20 protein-coding genes are annotated in these 16,605 nt (G+C 68.8%); 10 read left to right on the top strand and 10 right to left on the bottom strand.

The features are described from left to right. The first annotated feature begins 23 nt into the window (after positions 1-23). The gene (gene map / locus ASD42_RS02835; RefSeq protein WP_056809811.1) at positions 24-791 is read left to right on the top strand and encodes a type I methionyl aminopeptidase; all 768 of its coding nucleotides are present in this window, start codon (positions 24-26) and stop codon (positions 789-791) included. Between the two features lie 18 nt (positions 792-809). Here the strand turns inward: map and ASD42_RS02830 are convergent, their stop codons facing one another. Next, entirely contained in the window at positions 810-1,574 is a 765-nt protein-coding gene (locus ASD42_RS02830) for a 2-phosphosulfolactate phosphatase (protein ID WP_084786993.1), read from the bottom strand. Between the two features lie 122 nt (positions 1,575-1,696). Next, positions 1,697-1,990: a helix-turn-helix transcriptional regulator gene (locus tag ASD42_RS35095; protein WP_056809809.1), complete on the bottom strand. Its 294-nt coding sequence runs from the start codon at positions 1,988-1,990 to the stop codon at positions 1,697-1,699. A 40-nt stretch (positions 1,991-2,030) separates the two neighbouring features. Here ASD42_RS35095 and ASD42_RS35090 point away from each other — a divergent pair, with 40 nt between their 5' ends. Then, entirely contained in the window at positions 2,031-2,462 is a 432-nt protein-coding gene (locus ASD42_RS35090) for a class I SAM-dependent methyltransferase (RefSeq protein WP_056809807.1), read from the top strand. A 20-nt stretch (positions 2,463-2,482) separates the two neighbouring features. On the opposite strand, the gene ASD42_RS02815 is transcribed toward ASD42_RS35090, so the two are convergent. Beyond that, entirely contained in the window at positions 2,483-3,481 is a 999-nt protein-coding gene (locus ASD42_RS02815; protein WP_063893554.1) for an SMP-30/gluconolactonase/LRE family protein, read from the bottom strand. A gap of 37 nt (positions 3,482-3,518) precedes the next feature. Next, on the bottom strand, positions 3,519-4,223 hold the full coding sequence (locus ASD42_RS02810; protein ID WP_056809803.1) for a hypothetical protein: 705 nt from the start codon (positions 4,221-4,223) through the stop codon (positions 3,519-3,521). A 104-nt stretch (positions 4,224-4,327) separates the two neighbouring features. Here ASD42_RS02810 and ASD42_RS02805 point away from each other — a divergent pair, with 104 nt between their 5' ends. Together ASD42_RS02805 and ASD42_RS02800 are read left to right on the top strand one after the other, a co-directional pair. Beyond that, the gene (locus tag ASD42_RS02805) at positions 4,328-4,708 is read left to right on the top strand and encodes a PPOX class F420-dependent oxidoreductase (RefSeq protein ID WP_056809801.1); all 381 of its coding nucleotides are present in this window, start codon (positions 4,328-4,330) and stop codon (positions 4,706-4,708) included. Between the two features lie 78 nt (positions 4,709-4,786). Beyond that, complete coding sequence (locus ASD42_RS02800; protein WP_056809800.1) at positions 4,787-6,076, top strand: acetyl-CoA C-acyltransferase; 1,290 nt, start codon at positions 4,787-4,789, stop codon at positions 6,074-6,076. Between the two features lie 5 nt (positions 6,077-6,081). Here ASD42_RS02800 and ASD42_RS02795 read toward each other — a convergent pair whose 3' ends face one another. Both ASD42_RS02795 and ASD42_RS02790 read right to left on the bottom strand, forming a co-directional pair. Further along, complete coding sequence (locus ASD42_RS02795) at positions 6,082-6,492, bottom strand: VOC family protein (protein WP_056809798.1); 411 nt, start codon at positions 6,490-6,492, stop codon at positions 6,082-6,084. A gap of 12 nt (positions 6,493-6,504) precedes the next feature. Then, entirely contained in the window at positions 6,505-7,212 is a 708-nt protein-coding gene (locus ASD42_RS02790) for a TioE family transcriptional regulator (protein WP_056809796.1), read from the bottom strand. A gap of 81 nt (positions 7,213-7,293) precedes the next feature. Between ASD42_RS02790 and ASD42_RS02785 the strand changes: the two genes are divergently transcribed. Then, positions 7,294-8,445: an erythromycin esterase family protein gene (locus ASD42_RS02785; protein ID WP_056809794.1), complete on the top strand. Its 1,152-nt coding sequence runs from the start codon at positions 7,294-7,296 to the stop codon at positions 8,443-8,445. Here ASD42_RS02785 and ASD42_RS02780 read toward each other — a convergent pair. The 3 genes from ASD42_RS02780 to ASD42_RS02770 all read right to left on the bottom strand — a co-directional run bounded on the left by ASD42_RS02780 (position 8,438) and on the right by ASD42_RS02770 (position 12,258). Further along, the gene (locus tag ASD42_RS02780) at positions 8,438-9,274 is read right to left on the bottom strand and encodes an HAD family hydrolase (RefSeq protein WP_056809792.1); all 837 of its coding nucleotides are present in this window, start codon (positions 9,272-9,274) and stop codon (positions 8,438-8,440) included. The genes ASD42_RS02785 and ASD42_RS02780 overlap by 8 nt on opposite strands. Before the next feature lie 63 nt (positions 9,275-9,337). Beyond that, entirely contained in the window at positions 9,338-10,717 is a 1,380-nt protein-coding gene (locus ASD42_RS02775) for a TldD/PmbA family protein (RefSeq protein WP_056815256.1), read from the bottom strand. An 8-nt stretch (positions 10,718-10,725) separates the two neighbouring features. Next, positions 10,726-12,258 carry a TldD/PmbA family protein gene (locus ASD42_RS02770; protein ID WP_056809791.1) on the bottom strand — a complete coding sequence of 511 codons (1,533 nt, stop codon included), beginning with the start codon at positions 12,256-12,258 and terminating at the stop codon, positions 10,726-10,728. Between the two features lie 137 nt (positions 12,259-12,395). On the opposite strand from ASD42_RS02770, the gene ASD42_RS02765 reads away from it, so the two are divergent. After that, a complete protein-coding gene (locus ASD42_RS02765; RefSeq protein ID WP_371852058.1) occupies positions 12,396-13,046 on the top strand; it encodes a TetR/AcrR family transcriptional regulator in 651 nt (216 codons plus the stop codon). On the opposite strand, the gene ASD42_RS02760 is transcribed toward ASD42_RS02765, so the two are convergent. Further along, complete coding sequence (locus tag ASD42_RS02760; protein ID WP_056809787.1) at positions 13,043-13,810, bottom strand: TSUP family transporter; 768 nt, start codon at positions 13,808-13,810, stop codon at positions 13,043-13,045. The two genes, ASD42_RS02765 and ASD42_RS02760, sit on opposite strands and share 4 nt — an antisense overlap. Positions 13,811-13,865: 55 nt before the next feature. On the opposite strand from ASD42_RS02760, the gene ASD42_RS02755 reads away from it, so the two are divergent. From ASD42_RS02755 to ASD42_RS02740, 4 genes are all read left to right on the top strand, one after another. Beyond that, positions 13,866-15,041, top strand: coding sequence for a sensor histidine kinase (locus ASD42_RS02755; RefSeq protein WP_056809785.1), 1,176 nt, complete (start codon positions 13,866-13,868; stop codon positions 15,039-15,041). 70 nt (positions 15,042-15,111) lie between these two features. Beyond that, on the top strand, positions 15,112-15,771 hold the full coding sequence (locus ASD42_RS02750; RefSeq protein ID WP_056809783.1) for a response regulator: 660 nt from the start codon (positions 15,112-15,114) through the stop codon (positions 15,769-15,771). Positions 15,772-15,843: 72 nt separating this feature from the next. Further along, positions 15,844-16,335, top strand: a complete 492-nt coding sequence (locus ASD42_RS02745) for an FxsA family protein (RefSeq protein ID WP_056809781.1) — start codon at positions 15,844-15,846, stop codon at positions 16,333-16,335. A gap of 60 nt (positions 16,336-16,395) precedes the next feature. Next, on the top strand, positions 16,396-16,599 hold the full coding sequence (locus ASD42_RS02740) for a hypothetical protein (protein ID WP_056809780.1): 204 nt from the start codon (positions 16,396-16,398) through the stop codon (positions 16,597-16,599). Positions 16,600-16,605: the final 6 nt, after the last annotated feature.

The following is a 16,605-nucleotide window of genomic DNA, read 5'->3' as shown; positions in this document are numbered from 1 at the left end:
TGAAAATACCAATTGGAGGCGTGATGGTGGAGTTGAAATCGCCCGCGGAGATCGAGCGCATGCGGGTGACCGGCCGGTTCGTCGCGGACGTGCTGGCCGGGGTGCGCGACCGCGCGGCGGTCGGGGTGAACCTGCTCGAGCTCGAAGCGTATGTGCGGGAACGGATTCGCGAGCGCGGCGCGGTGTCGTGCTACTGGGACTACTCGCCGTCGTTCGGGCGCGGACCGTTCCGCAATACGGTGTGCCTGGCAGTGAACGATGCTGTGCTGCACGGACTTCCGCACGACTACGTGCTGCGCGACGGAGACCTGCTGACGGCTGACCTGGCCGTGTCGATCGACGGGTGGGTCGCCGACTCGGCGATCTCGTTCATCGTCGGGGGCCCGGCGCCCGCGGACGAGCGCCTGGTGCGAGCTACCGAGGAAGCTCTGGCCGCCGGGATCGCGGCCGCGCAGCCGGACAATCGGATCGGTGACATCTCCGCCGCGATCGCGAATGTCGCACGCGGGTACGGATATCCGGTCAACACCGAGTTCGGTGGGCACGGACTCGGGCGGACGATGCACGAGGATCCGCATATCGCCAACGACGGCAGGGCGGGCCGCGGGTTCCGGCTGCGACCCGGCCTCACCGTGGCGATCGAGCCGTGGTTCGCGGCGAGTACCGCGAAGGTCTACACCGACGCCGACGGATGGACCATCCGCTCCGCCGACGGCTCTCGCTGTGCGCACAGCGAGCACACCATCGCCGTCACCGCCGACGGCCCGCGGATTCTCACCTCGCAGGACTGACCTGCCGTTCCACGCCGGCTATCCGCGTCGGATGTCGACGAAGGCGTTGTCGGTGAGCACCGGAACCGTGGAGTCGGCATCCCGTTCGATCGCGATGGCCACATCGTCGGCGAAGCCGATCGCGGCGAGTTCGCGGCCGGACGCGCAGTCGACGATCGAGGCGCCGACGTCCGCTGTCGCCTGGAATGCGTTTGCCGCCGTGTGTGCTTCGGGGGAGAGTGTGGTGAGACCGCGATCGATCAGCGCGGCGGCGAGCGCACCGGCGCCGAGCCAGTCCTCGAGCGCCGGTCGCACGGTATCGGTGCCCGGCCAGTGCTCGCCCGAGGCGATGATCGCGATCGGTTGATCGCGAGTGCCCCAATGGTGGGCGACGAGCCAGTCGGCGACCGCACTGACATTGCGCAGGCACGCCGCGACGACCGGCGTCCCCTCGACCGCGGCGGCGATGGTGGAGCCGTTGGGCGAGGGCAATACCAGTCGGGAAGTGAACGGTGCCCGCCGGATCGCCGCCGGCGACAACGACCACGGACCGGCCTCGCGCCGTCCGACGGCCAGTTCGGCGGCGTTCTCCTCGGCGAAGACCCGCGCCGAGTCATCACGCCACCGATACGGGAACACCGCGGTACCCGCCGCGGTAGCCACCGACACCGACGTCGTGAACGACAACACATCGATCACCACCAGACATCCGGCCCCCGGTCCGAGCACCGCCGCCCCGGTCCGCCCCCAATCGACCCGAATCCCGAACCCGTCCTGCTGCGCCCACTGCGGTGCCGATCGCACGCTGACCTCCCGATAGCCGAATCCGCTAGTGCACCACGAAGATCGGCATTACGCCACTGCTCGCCGCACGCTGCGCGAAACCCCGATCGATCCGGGTTCTCGGTAGCCTGTCGAGCGAGTGGCTAACGGGCGAAGTACTGGCCCGGCGAGGTGCCGACCGCTCGGCGGAACGCGGCCACGTAGGCACTGGCACTGCGGTAGCCGACCCGGGCGGCGATGCGGGTCACCGGTACACCGTCGGCCAGGGGCGTCAGCGAGGCGGCCAAACGGATCTGGGTCCGCCACTGCGCGAAGGTCATGCCGGTCTCGGCACGGAACGCTCGGGCCAGGGTGCGGGAGCTGGCCGCGGCGTGCGGACCCCAATCTGCGAGGGTGCGGTCGTCGGCCGGATTGTCGAGCAGGGCCTCGGCGACCACGCGAGCTCGTGGGTCGGTCGGCAGCGGTGCGCCGATCGGGATGACGTCGACCGGCTTGCCGGACCGGACGGTCTCCCTGGCCGGTCTGGAGATCGACCCGGTGCTGGCCGTGCGTCTACGCACCCGATTCGCCGGAGATCTGCGGGTGGTGGACGGTGACGCGACAGCGATGCCGTTGCCGGACAAGGAGTTCGACTCGGTCGTGTGCTTCACGATGCTGCATCACGTGCCGTCACCCGCTCAACAGGACGACCTGTTCGCCGAAGCACTGCGGGTATTGCGACCGGGCGGTGTCTTCGCAGGCTCGGACGGCCTCGACAATCGGCTGTTTCGGCTCCAGCACCTGGGTGACACGTGTGTGCCGGTCGCGCCGGATACCCTCGCCGACCGACTGGCATCGGCAGGCTTCACGGGTATCGACGTCGAAACCGGTCGTGCCATGTTCCGTTTCCGGGCCGAGCGGCCCCGCTGACCGGCCATCGGTCGAGGTGTTCAGCGGAGGAAGGAGGGAGTGAGGTCCAGTGCGGCAGGCGGGCGGAGGCGGCGGAGGGTGCCGTCGATGCTGGTGACGTAGAGGGACCAGGCTCCGGTGATGGGATCGGGGGCGAGGCGGGCCGAGGTGGGGCCGATGGGCGGCGGGGTGGGAAGGGGTCCACGCGGGGTGGTCCAGCCGGTGGCGAGGGTGCACCAGGTGCCCGTGGTCGGGTCGACCTGGTAGACGCTGCCGGAATAGTCGCCGGTGACGAAGGCGAGACCGGCGGCGGTGACATCGAGGTCGTCGAGTGCGGGCAGCAGGCCGTCGTTCACGGTGGCGATGGGGGTGGGCCGGTCGGGGGCGTCGAGGGGGACTCGCAGGAGTTGGGAGGTCGCGACGTCCTCGGTGATCACTGCCTGGTGGTCGGGTGCGAGTGCGAGGCCGTTGGGGCGGGGCACGGGGGACCAGGCGAGGGTGAATTCGCCGGTGGCGGGGCGGTAGCGGCTGATGCCGACCGGGGGCCAGGGGACGGAGAGCTGGGAGATGAGCAGGTCGCCGTCGGGAAGCATCAGTAATCCGTTGGGCTGCACCAGATTCGGAAGCAGAACGGTGACTTCGCCGGTGCTGAGGTGGAGTCGGCTCAGGGTGCCGCCGCCGTTCGGTGTGGTGCCGTCGCCGGTGACGAAATAGAGGTCCTCGCCGATCAGCCGCAGCCCGGCCGGGTTGTCCAGGCCGGTGCAGACGGTGGTGACCTGCCCGTCGGCGGCCACGTGCAGGAGCTCGCCGCGAACGATGCCACTGAGGTAGAAGCCGCCGCGGCCGTCGTCTTCGAGATTCTCCAAGCCGCCGAGATCGGCCGCCAGCACCTCGGCGTGCCAGCCGTCGGCGCACGATGGCGCACCGGCCTGTGCGGTACCCATCGGGCCGACCCCGAGGGCGGCGGCAACCGTGACTGCTGTTGCCAGACAACGGGTCCGCCGCCGACGGGTGGTGCGTTCCTTCGATCGACCGCGCATGGTTGAAGCCTACTGGCCGACCGGACGCCAGGCCGGTTCAGTCGGTCGGGGTCGGCACGGCCGTGAGTAGATCGTCAGTGATCGACGCGCGCTCCTCGGCGGTCAGTTCGACGCTGTCGAGTTCGGATTTCCAGTGTGCGAGCCGGTCGCTGTCCTCGGCGATGACGGCGAGTTCGGCGAGGGCGGTGTAGGCGCGAGCCCGGTCGAGCGCGTGCGCGGTGGTGCCGAACCGGCGCAGGCCGGTTTCCAGAACGCGGGTGGCCGCGCGGTCGTCGTTCTTGAAATCGCGCAGGATGCGGGCGTTGTCGAGCACCCGGGCCAGGCCTTCGAGCTCGCGCGAGCCGCCGTACTCGAGTTCCATGGGCTCGTCGCGCTGGATCACGAGGACGGTGTTGCCGACCGGGTCGACCAGGGAGAACCGGGACTGACCCGGACGGAATCGGGTGATCCGCGGACATCCCTTGCTCGGAATCCTGCCGTAGTGCGCGCGCAGTGCGGCCGTGTACTCGGCGTGACGTGCCGCCACGTCGTCGACCATCACCAGCGCGCCCGCGTGCTCCACCGGCAGCTCGATGCCCTTCGGCGCGGGTGCGAAATGCAGCGCGCAGCCGTGTTGTTCGATCGCACCGTAGACATAGGGGCGGGTTTGCTCGTGGGTCACGGTGTAGCCGAGCGCCCGGTAGAACTCGAGGGTGCTCGGCAGGTCTCCGCTCCACAGCAGGGGTACCGCGGTATCGGTCATCGTCGGCCTTTCGCCAGAGAGTCGATTCGCTTCCGAGGCTACGAAGACTTTCGTGCGCGCGCCCATAATCTTTCGACCGGCCCCGCGCCCATTAGGCTGCGGGCATGACTAACCGCCTCGGCGAACTGGCGACCGCGAATTACGTACTCCTCACCACCTTCCGCAAAGACGGCACACCGGTCGGAACGCCGCTGTGGGCTGTAGCCCGCGAGGACAAGCTGTATGTCTGGACGGTCACCGACAGCTGGAAAGTGAAGCGCATCCGGCGCAATCCGGAGGTGACGCTGCAACCGTGCAACGCGCGCGGAGCCGCCCACGGCGCCGTCGTCACCGGGACCGCCCGACTGCTCGACGCCGCCGAAACCGAGCAGGTGCGGTCGGGGGTGCGCCGTAAGTACTGGCTGACCGGCCCGCTGGTGATCCTCGCCAGCAATCTGCGCCGCGGGAAAGCGGGCACGATCGGCATCGAGATCACTCCGGCCTGATCCCGTTCCCGGAATCAGTACCTAGTACTGGCGGTATCGGATACCGTGGGGGTTCACTCGCTCTTCGAGAGGATCCCCATGGCCGAGAAGCGCCGCCGCGCCGTTGTCGTCGCGGGTGCTCGCACCCCCTTCGTGCGCGCGTTCACCGACTTCACCCGCCTCGACAGCATCGCCCTGGCCGGTGCGGCCGTCCAGGGGTTGATCGAGCGGACCGGGATCGCGCCCGGCGAGATCCAGTCGATCGTCTGGGGCGGGGTGGTCCTGCCCAGTCACGCGCCGAATATCGCGCGTGAGATCGCCCTGGACCTGAACCTGGACTTCGGTTGCGAGGGGTACACGGTCACCCGCGCGTGCGCGTCCGGTCTGCAGGCGGTGACCTCGGCGGCCGCGGCGATCGAGCGCGGCGAGTACGACATCATGATCGCGGGCGGTAGCGACTCCACCAGCAATGCCGAGATCAAGCTGCCGCAGAAGGTCGTGCACGCGGTCGCGCCGGTGGCGCTGGGCAAGCCCAAGGCGATGGACTACTTCGACGTGGTCCGTCAGCTCGCGCCGTTCACCGACATCCTGCCGCGTCAGCCGAAGATCTCCGAGCGCACCACCGGCGAGGTGATGGGCGAGTCCGCGGAGAAGATGGCCCGCATCAACGGGATCTCGCGCGCTGATCAGGACGCTTTCGCCGCCCGATCGCACCAGCGTGCCGCGGCCGCGATCGCCTCGGGACGTTTCGATGACGAGGTCGTGCCGGTCACCACCCCGTCGGGCACGCTGATCGACGTCGACGGACTCGTCCGCGCGAACACCAGTATCGAGAAGCTCGCCACCCTGAAGCCGGTGTTCGAGAAGAACGGTACGGTCACCGCAGGCAATGCCAGCCCGCTCACCGACGGTGCGTCGGCGGTGTTGCTGATGAGCGAGGAGAAGGCGCGCGCCCTCGGGTTCACCCCGCAGGCCGCCTTCCGCTCCTGGAGTTTCGTCAGCGTCGACCCCGCCGATCAGGTCCTCATCGGTCCCGCGATCTCGATGCCGCGCGCCCTCGACAAAGCGGGCATGACCCTGGCCGATATCGACCTCGTCGATATCCACGAAGCCTTTGCCGCGCAGACTCTTTCGGTGCTGCGCATGCTCGAGAGCACCGACTGGGCCAAAGCCCGGCTCGATCGTGACGAGCCCGTCGGCTCCGTCGACATCGACAAGCTGAACGTGCACGGCGGCTCGATCTCGCTGGGTCATCCCTTCGGCGCCACCGGTGCCCGCATGGTCACCACCATGGCCAACGAACTGGCCCGCACGGGGAAAGAGACCGCACTGCTGGGGATCTGCGCGGCAGGCGGCATCGGCGCGTCGGCGGTGCTCGAGCGGGTCTGATCAGGTCAGTCGGGCGCACCGGGGCGGGGACGGTGCGCCCGGATGTCCACCGGACGTCCATCGGGGTCCTCGGCCGTCATCGTCCACTGGGTGGGCAGTGTTTCGATCGGGCCGACCGGCAAACCTGCCGCTGCGAGGCGATCATGGACCGCGCGAAGTTCCTCGAGCGTGCCCACGCGCAAACCCCATCCCGCGCGGCCGAGTGGATCGCGATCGGTGCGCGGCGCGGTGGTGGTCTCCACGAGCATCAGGTGGTCGGCGCCGCCGACGTCGACGACGGCGATCCGAGGGTCGGCCGGGGTCGCAGCCCGCTCGAAAGCCGTTGTCGCGCCGAGGAGTTCGGTGTAGTACCGCACGAGCCGATCGAGGTCGGCGGTGGCGAGCGTCAGATGATTGATTCCGAGAAGATCAGGCATGGTCAATCCAGACTAGCGGCGTAGCACGGCCGAATATCGGCTCAGCGCGGCGGCGGCGTCGAGCATGGCGATGCCCTGGGCGGTGAGTCCGGCTCGCCAGTCGGCGAGGGCTTTCGCCAACGCTTCGGTGCTGCCCGCGGCGCGGATCTGTCCGACGACGGTGGCGATGTGGTCGAGGCGGTAGTGGCCGCGGCGCAGGATGTGCGCCAGTTCGGCATCGCGGAGATCGGTGGGGCCGTAGCGGCGATACCCGGTGGCCGGATCGCGGTCGGGGGAGAGGATGCCCGCCGCTTCCCAAGCTCGGAGGGTGGCCGGGGTGATTCGGAGGTGATGGGCGAGTTCGCCGATGGTTCTCGTGCCCGCTGAAGGTGTTGTCTCAGAGCTCGATTCGGCGATCAAGTGGTCGACGGCTCGGTGTACCGAGGTGAGGGTCTCGCGGTCACGCAGGAGCCTGCTGTGCCCGCGGTCGATGATCGTGAGGGCCTTGTCGAGGTCGTCCTCGTGCAGTGCGCGCATGATGTCGCCCGCGGTCGCGTGGCCGTAGGCGGGGATCAGGGTCAGGTAGGTGCGCAGCGCTGTCGCGTGCAGTTCGGTGTAGATCCGATAGCCGGTGGGGGTGCGCTCGGCCGGTGGGAGGCAGCCGTCCTGTTCGTAGTTGCGGACTGCCTGGGTCGAGATCGCGTGCTCGCGGGCTAGGTCGGACGGTCGTAGGGTTCTCACTGTTTTGAGACTTTACGACATAGTGTGCGAAGAGTGCCTGATCAAGTCTCAACCGTTCTTTCAACGATACGATTGATAGATATGAGTCAGAAAATCAGCGACTTCGTCCGCTCGTCCTGTGAACTGCTTGCGCTCGGGGAACCGACGCACAAAGAACCCGGCTTCGCGTCGGTCCGCAACGAACTGTTCGTCGAGTTGGTGGCCAGTGGGTTCCGATCGATAGCTCTCGAAACTGATCGGGTTGCCGCGCTCGCCGTGGACGAGTTCGTTCGAGGCGGCCACGGTGCCTTCGACGAGGTGATGCGAACAGGCTTCTCGCACGAATTCGGCGAACTCGCAGGCAACCGGGAACTGGTCGCTTGGCTGCGCGACCACAACGCGGGCCTCCCCGCCGAAGATCAGGTCGGCTTCTACGGATTCGACGCCGCGATGGAAACGATGAGTGCGCCCAGCCCACGGACCTATCTCGAATTCGCCCGCGACTACCTGGAGCTCGACTTCGACATCAGCGGACCTGCCGGCAGCGACGAGCGATGGAGCCGCGCCGAAGCGGTCCTGGACGCGAACGTCTCGCCCGGTACCACCCCCGAGGCCGAGCGGTTGCGGGTGATCGCCGACGACCTGCTCACCCTTCTCTACACGCGCGCGCCGGAGCGGATCGCCGCCACGTCGCTCGCCGAGTGGCGAAGGGCGGAAGTCCATCTCACCGCCGGACTCGGCTTGCTCCGCTATCACCGGCAGGCGGCTCAGCCGACCGAGGACGGCGTGCGATGGAACAGCCTGGCCGCCTCCCGCGACGCACTCATGGCCCAGAACCTGCTCGACATCCGGTCCATCGAAGCGCGCCGTGGGCCGACCCTGGTGTACTCGCACAACCTGCACCTGCGGCGCAACACCAGCGTCATGCAGATGGGGTCGATGGAGCTCGTCTGGTCCGGTGCGGGGGCGATCGTCGGATCGCTACTGGGGGAGCACTACGGGGTGATCCTCGGCAGTCTGGGACGCAGTGACGGCCTGGAACTCGCCGAACCCGCGCCGGGAACCTTCGAACACACGCTGCAGAACCGCGTCGACACATGGGGTCTGGTCCCGGCGGCGCAAATCGGACCCGGACGAACCCGCACCGACGTCACCCAGGAGCAGGGATACTTCCCGCTGGACACGGACACCGTGGACACGACGGATACGATCCTGCACCTCAGCGTGGGTCGGGCTCCGACACCTGTCAGCTAGCCGAGTGGCGCGGTGACGAACCCACCAATTCCTCCAGGTAGGAGGCGACACCGTCCTCGTCGTTGGTCGGGAGCACCCGGTCGGCCAGCGCGATGACCTCGGGTACCGCGTTGGCCGGGACCAGCGCGGTGCCCGCCCAACTCAGCATGGCGACATCGTTGAGCGCGTCCCCCGCGGCCGCGACCTCCGAGAGGTCGATGCCGTCGAGTGCGCACAATCGGGCCAGCGCGCTGGCCTTCGACACACCCTCCGCCGCCATCTCCATGTACGCCGCACCGGAGTGGGTCAGCTCCACTCCGGTGATCCCCACCGCCACCGCCTTGCGGTACAGCTGCGCGCCGGGTAGTTCGGGATGACGGGCGACGATCTTCACCATCGCCTCGACGCCCGTCGGCAAGGTGTCCGACAATTCCATCTCGTGCGGGTTCCGGTGATGGTCGGTGAACTTGCACAGGGCGGCATAGGCGGGCTCGGCGACGAACCGGGTGGCGCCCACATTGGCGAAGACGACACCGGGAATCAGCGCGCGGATCTGCGCCATCACCGCACCCGCCGCGCCGGTGTCGATCGAGACGGTGTCGATGATCTCCGGTGTGCCGTCGGCGAGGTCGAGCAGCACAGCGCCGTTGGCGCACACCGCTTTACCGCGGAAACCGCACGACTGCGCCAACTCGTGCACCGAATGGCGGGCACGCGCCGTCGCCCACACCACCTCGATGCCCGCGGCCTGCGCACCGGCCATGGCCTCGGCGGTACGCGGCGAGACGGTGCGATCGGAGCGCAGCAAGGTGCCGTCGAGGTCGGTGGCGAACATCCGGATACCAGTCACCCGATCATGCTTTCACGCGCCGACCACGGCGAAGTCGGTCGACCCGATGCGCGCCAGCACCCGCTAGGTGGCCTGGCTCACCGACGACATGTGGAAATCGGGGATACGCAGCGGGGGCATGGCGGTGCGGGTGAACCAGTCCTTCCACTCCCGGGGGAGGGTGATCTCGGTGGCGCCCGCTTCCGACACCCGCCGCAGCAGGTCGAGCGGACTCTCGTTGAAGCGGAAGTTGTTGACCGCACCGGTCACCTGGCCGTCCTCGACGAGGTAGACGCCGTCACGGGTCAATCCCGTGAGCAGCAGCGTGGCGGGGTCGACCTCGCGGATGTACCAGAGGCAGGTGAGCAGCAGGCCGCGTTCGGTGCGCGCGATCATGTCGTCCAGCGACGCGTCGCCGCCGCCGGTGAGCAGCAGGTTCTCGCCGGGAACTGTTGCGGGGGCGGAGAATTCGGCAGCCGTCGCGCGCGGATAGACCAGCGATTCGATGACGCCGTCGCTGATCCAGTCCACCCGCTGCGCGGACAGTCCGTTGTCGAACACCGACAGCGACTCCGACGACGACGGCGTCGCCACGAACGGCCGGTACTCGAGACCGCTCGCATTCGGGTCCGAGAACAGGGTCAGCGCGATGTCGCTGAGCCGCTCACCGACACGCGTGCCACCGGCGCGGGAGAACGCGGTGTGGCCTTCGTGCGCACCACGGCCCTCCATGCTCCACGCCAGATAGATCATCAGATCGGCGACCGCCGACGGCGGCAACAGGGTCTCGTAGCGGCCCGCGGGCAGCTCGATGCGGCGCTTGGACCAGTCGAGGCGCCGCGACAGCTCGGCCAGCAGACCCGGGGTGTCGACGTCGGTGAAGTCGGCGGTGCCGACACCCACCCACGCGCTCGCCAGATCCTTGCCCTCGCCCCGCTTGCCGTTGATCTCCACCGAACCGGTGGGCTGACTGAACCGTCGGCGGATACCGGTCGAGGTGCCCAACCAGGTGGTGTGCACCTGGTGGTGAGCGAAACCGTAGAGGCGATCGGTGCCGTCGAATCCGGTGGACAGCTCGCGCGCCAACCCGGTGAACACCGCGATCTCGGTGGCGCCGGGCGCCTGATCCCAGGTGGCGGTGTCGTCGTCGGTGGGTTCGAGCAGCGGCATCGCGTCGCGGGCGGGGGCCGCCGTGCGAGCGGCCTGCTCGCTGGCGCGTACCACGGCCTCGATCTCAGTGGGGTCGACGCTGGTGGAGCTGATGGAGCCGACCCGCGCGGTGTTCGGGCCGTCACGGAACACCGAGATCACCGCCCAATCCCGCGAGATCGACGAACCGTTGGTGGTCATCGAATTGCCGGCCCACCGCAGCGACGCATCGTGCGCGTCGGTGACGATCACGATCGCCTCGTCGGCTTTCGACGCCGCCAGCGCACGCTCGACCACCGCGCCCGCCGGGAACAGACCCTCGTTCACTGACCGCCCTCCGTCCGGGTATTGAGAATGTTGACCCCGCGCACCAGCACCGACGGGCAGCCGTGGCTCACCGCCGCCACCTGACCGGGCTGTGCCTTACCGCAGTTGAACGCGCCACCGAGCTGCCAGGTGCTCGGTCCGCCGATCGCTTCCATCGACCCCCAGAAATCGGTGGTCGTCGCCTGGTAGGCGACATCGCGCAGTTGCCCGTCCAGTTCGCCGTTGCGAATGCGGAAGAATCGCTGACCGGTGAACTGGAAGTTGTAGCGCTGCATATCGATCGACCAGCTTTTGTCGCCCATGATGTAGATGCCGTCCTGCACCCGCGAGATCAACTCGGCGGTGCTGGTGTCGCGTTCGGGATCGGGCTGCAACGACACGTTCGCCATCCGCTGGATCGGAACATGGTGCGGCGAATCGGCATACGAGCAACCGTTGGAGCGGTCGAGGCCCAGACGTGGGGCGAACACGCGGTCGAGCTGGTAGCCGACCAGGACGCCGTCGCGCACCAGATCCCACTGCTGGCCCGCCACGCCCTCGTCGTCGTAACCGACGGTGCTCAAGCCGTTGACCTGGGTGCGGTCACCGGTGACGTGCATGATCGGCGTGCCGTACCGCAGCGTGCCGAGCTGATCGGGAGTCGCGAACGAGGTACCCGCGTACGCGGATTCGTAGCCGATCGCGCGGTCGTATTCGGTGGCATGGCCGATGGATTCGTGGATCGTCAGCCACAGGTTCGTCGGGTCGATCACCAGATCGGTGGGGCCCGCGACAACGCTGGGCGCCTTCACCTTCTCGGCCAGCCAACCGGGGATCTGGGCGAGTTCGCCCGTCCAGTCCCAGGTTCCGTCGGCACCGGTGACGTATTCCCAGCCGCGACCCGCGGGCGCGGCCAGGGTGCGCATCGTCTCGAACACCCCGGACGCGGAATCGACGGTGACCGCGGCCAACTGGGGGTGCAGGCGCACCCGCTGCTGGGTGATCGACGAACCCGCGGTGTCGGCGTAGAACGTCTGCTCCTTGACCTGCACGACCGAGGCGGTGACATGGTCGACGCCATCGGCGGCCGACAAGCGTTCCGAATAGTCCTGCAGCAGCGCCACTTTGTCGGCCGTCGGCACCGCGAACGGGTCGAGATCGTAGGCCGAGACCCATGAGACGTCGTCATAGCGCGGCTCGTCGGCCAGTTCGACGCGCTCCCGATTCAGCGAACGCAGTGCCCTCGCCACGGTCACCGCGCGGCGCGCGACCTCGGCGGCGATCTCGGGCGTGAGCGCGGCATGGGAGGCGAAACCCCAGGTGCCGTCGACGATCACGCGCACCGCCAGCCCCAGCTCGGTGGAGTCGGTGACGGCTTCGACGCGACCGTCGCGCAACCGGATCGACTGTGACACCAAGCGTTGCACGCGCAGATCGGCATGCTCGGCCCCTGCCGCACGGGCCGCCGACAGCGCGGCTTCGGCCAGGGTAACGAGCCCGAGCGCGCGGAACTCCGCATCCACATCTCTGGAAGTCGTGGTATCCCTCACCGCACCTACGCTAACCGGTGCCACCGACACATGTGCGCCGCAACCGCTTCCGGCGCACCGTCATGTCGGTTGTCGTCGTGACGCGCGGACTCCGGTCATCCCGCGAGCGACGCCGAAAATGCCGTAGGGTCCCCGCCGTGCCGCCATCTGCCCTGCGTGATCGAAAAAGGGAACGAACCCGTCGTGCGATCCTCGTGGCCGCCGTCGAATTGTTCGAGGCCAGAGGGTATGAGGAAACGACCGTCGCCGAGATCGCGGCCGAGGCCGAGGTCGGCACCCGAACCTTCTTCAACTACTTCGCGAGCAAAGAAGATCTGCTCTTCCCCGAGAGCGATGAACGGGTGCGCGCGGCGGTCGCCGCCATCGCCACGCGTCGGCCCGGTGAGCGGCCGGTGGAAGTGTTGCTGCGGGCCCTGCGCGCCGCGGGCGACAATCCCGGCGAACGCCTCGTCGACGACATCAGCTCGCGGGTGGCCGCGCTGCGGGCGCGGGTCTCGCGCACTGTCCCCTCGGTGAGTGGTCGTGCCGCGCACGCGCAATTGGTCGCGCAGCGCGAGATCGCCCATCAGTTGCACCTCGCGTTCCCGCACGAACTCGACGAGGTCGGCGCCGCGGCGCTGGTCGGCGCCGTGGTCGGCGCGGTATCGGGGGCGCTGACCGTACTGTTCCAACAGCCCCAGCACGGCGTCGACGACGGCGAACGCCTGCACCGCAAGATCCACGAGACCACCTCACGGGTCCTGCAGCCCTGGCTGGCCGCCTCCGCGCCGTCGGAGCCGGTGCGCTAACCGAACTGCTGCCACCCCAAGCGGATCACCATCACCACGACGACGACGAGCAACACGATCCGAACGAACTCGGCGCCCTTGGCCAATGCCATCCGCGAACCGATCAGCGCACCGATGACATTGGCCACCGCCATGCCCGCGCCCAGGCCCCACAGGATGTGGCCGGTCGCGCCGAGGAACAGCAGCGCACCCACGTTCGACCCACAGTTGATCACTTTCGCCATCGCCGCCGCCCGCACGAACTCGGTGCCGAGCAGTGTCGCGAAGGTGATGATCAAGAAGGTGCCGGTGCCCGGTCCGAGCAGCCCGTCGTAGAGGCCGATCAGTCCTGATGCGAGGCCGACGACCAGGATCACCTTGCGCCGCGTCGGCGGATGGGTGGCCATCGTCAGGCCGACCGAGGGACGCAAGGTCACGAACACCGCCACGCCCACGAGCACCACCATCACCAGGGGGATGAACAGCTCGCGGTCGATCAGCGAGACCGCCGCCGCGCCGCACGCGGCGGTGATCGCGGCGATCACCGCACCGGGCAGCAGGACCTTCCACTGCATCGGCACCCTGCGCGCGAAGGTCGCCACCGCGGTCGCGGTACCCGCCAGGGCGGCGAGCTTGTTGGTGCCGAGCGCGGTCTGCGGTGCGATGCCGGGGACGACGAGGAACAGCGTCGGCAGAATGATCAGCCCACCGCCGCCGACCACGGCGTCGACCCAGCCCGCCGCCGCGGCGGCCACCAGTAGGACCGTCCAGTCTCCGAGTTGCACGCGTCCAGGCAATCAAGATCACGGCCGGAAAGCCAGCCGGGGCTACGCTGGCCCCGTGCGCCGGTTCAGCCTGTGGCTACGCGGACGACCCATCGTCGCCGACTCGATTCTCGCGGGATTGCTCCTGCTGCTCGACGCCCTCGGGGTGGGCGACGAACGCAACAAGGTCGTCTATCTGTTCTTCTCGGTGATTCTGCCGTTGCCGCTGATCCTGCGCCGGGTGTACCCGCGGGCGGTCTCGGCGGCGCTGCTGGTGTTGTCGCTGCTGAACACCCTGATCGGCTACCTGACCGATGAACACTCCGCCGACCACGTCGCCTTGATCGGCCTCGGGGTGATGCTCTACACGCTCGTCGCCTACGTGGGCCGACGTGAGGGCCTGATCTTCCTCGCCTTCCTCGCGCTCGACATGGCGTTGTCGGTCCTGTTGCTCGACCAGCCACGGGGTGGAGATCTGGCGATGGCCGGGCTCATCTACGCGCTGTGCTGGACGCTGGCCGAGTTCAACGGCGCCCGGCACGCCTACGACTCCGAGGTCGCGGCCCGACTCGCGGTCGCCGACTACGACAAGGAACGTCGCGCGCACGACGCGGTCGCCGCCGAACGCACCCGCATCGCCCGCGAACTCCACGATGTGGTCGCGCACGCGGTGAGCGTGATCATCGTGCAGGCCGACGGCGCCAAATACGCCCTGCGCGAGGACCCCGAAACCGCTGAACGCGCGCTTGCCACCATCGCGGGGACCGGGCGCGAGGCCCTGCGCGAGCTGCGCCGCACCGTCGCGCTGCTGCGCACCGAGCACGCCCCGGAACTGCTGCCCCAACACGGCAGCGCGGGTATCGCGAAGCTGGCCCAGATGATGCGCGAGGCGGGTCTGGCCGTCGACCTCGAACTGACCGGTGAACTCGACGACATCGCCCCCGAGGTGAGCCTCGGGCTGCACCGCATCGTGCAGGAATCGCTCACCAACACCCTGCGCCACGCGGGAACAGAGCCGAAGGCCGTGGTCCGGGTGCAGCGGCGCGACGAGGACATCCTCGTCGAGGTCACCGACAGCGGCGGCGTTCCCGCGCAGGTGAGCCCCGGCGCCGAGATTCCCGGTACCGGGATGGGGCTGGTCGGGATGCGCGAACGAGTCGCGGTGCTGGGAGGCACCTTGAGCGCGGGCAGGCTCGACGACGGCCGGTGGCGGGTGCGGGCCGACCTCCCGCTGCGCACCGAAACGGACTGACCCACTCGCTGCCCCCCCCGTGCGAAATAACGGAGCCGCGCTGCGCGGCGGTGCCGATTAGGGTGGGGCAATGCCGATCAGCGTGCTCGTGGTGGACGATCAGGAACTCATGCGGATGGGCCTGAAAATGGTGCTGGGCGCACACCCCGACATCGAGGTGATCGGCGAAGCGGGCAACGGAGACGAGGCCGTGCGGCGGGCCAGCGAACTGCGCCCCGATGTGGTGCTGATGGATGTGCGGATGCCCGTCGTCGACGGGGTGACCGCCACCGCGCGGATCGTGGCCGCGGGCGAGGGTGTGCGGGTACTCGTGATGACCACCTTCGACCTCGACGAACACGCTCTCGGTGCCCTGCGCGCCGGCGCGAGCGGATTCCTGCTCAAGGACACCCCGCCCGAGGACCTCATCTCGGCCATCCGCAGCGTCGCAGGCGGTGACGCGGTGGTGTCGCCCAAGGTCACCAAGCGTTTGCTGGACCGGCTCGTCGCCGAGGACCCGACGAGTCTGCGCGACCCGAAGATTCTCGACGTCCTCACCGCCCGCGAACGCGAGGTGCTCGAACAGATCGCGGTCGGCCGCTCGAATGCCGAGATCGCCGCGGCGCTGTTCCTGTCGGAGGCGACGGTGAAGACACATGTCGGCCGGGTGCTCACCAAACTCGGCTTGCGCGACCGGGTGCAGGCGGTGGTGCTGGCCTACGAAACCGGGCTCGTCCGGCCCGGTGGCTGAACACGCGGTCCCGCTCGGGAGAAAAATCGGGCGCTCGTGCGTTGACGGGATAGATCGTCCGAAAGGATCGCCATGACCGCCCTGCTGTTCGTCCTCTACCTCGTCGTCGAGATCGCCGCCCTCGTCGGTCTCGCCCAGCTGATCGGCATCGGCTGGGCGCTGGTCGCGCTGGTCGCGGTGTCGGGCGTGGGGTTGGTGCTGCTCGGACGGCAGGGCAGGCGGGTGTTCGACCGGTTCCGGCGGGCCTCACGCGGCGAGGTGACCGCCGAGAGCGCGGTGGCCGACGGCGTGATCGTCGCCACCGGGTCGGTGCTGCTGTTCGTGCCGGGCCTGGTCACCGGACTCGTCGGCCTGCTCGCGCTGTTCCCGCCGACCAGGGCGCTGCTGCGACCGGCGCTGGAGAAGCTCGGTACCCGGCGCTTCGGTCCGTTGCCCTCGTTCGCGCCCTCGCCGTATCGCGGGATGGTGGTCGACGCCGACGGCGATGTGGTGGACGGCACCGTGGTCGGGCAGTGGTACGACGACGGTCACACCGCGGGCCCGCGCGCGCTCGGCCCCGCCTGAATTCGACAAGGCTCCGAGCGACATGCCCGCGCTCGGCGGCGAAGGGTCTACAGTACCGACATGGCCACCGAGCAGATCACCGTCACGGTGAGCGAGGAACTGGCCGACGCGGTGCGTAGAGCGAGCGCCGCTGCCGGACAGTCGATGTCGGACTTCACCACCGCCGCATGGCGGTTGGAACTGATCGCCGTGGAGGCGGGTGGGCACTGTCCCGCCGGGTTCGGCGACGCCGAAGTGCGCGCCGCGCTGTCGCTGCCGACCTGACCCACT

The sequence above is a fragment of the Nocardia sp. Root136 genome (assembly GCF_001427185.1).
GTDB lineage: Bacteria > Actinomycetota > Actinomycetes > Mycobacteriales > Mycobacteriaceae > Nocardia > Nocardia salmonicida.
This window is presented reverse-complemented; position numbering and strand designations above follow the sequence as displayed.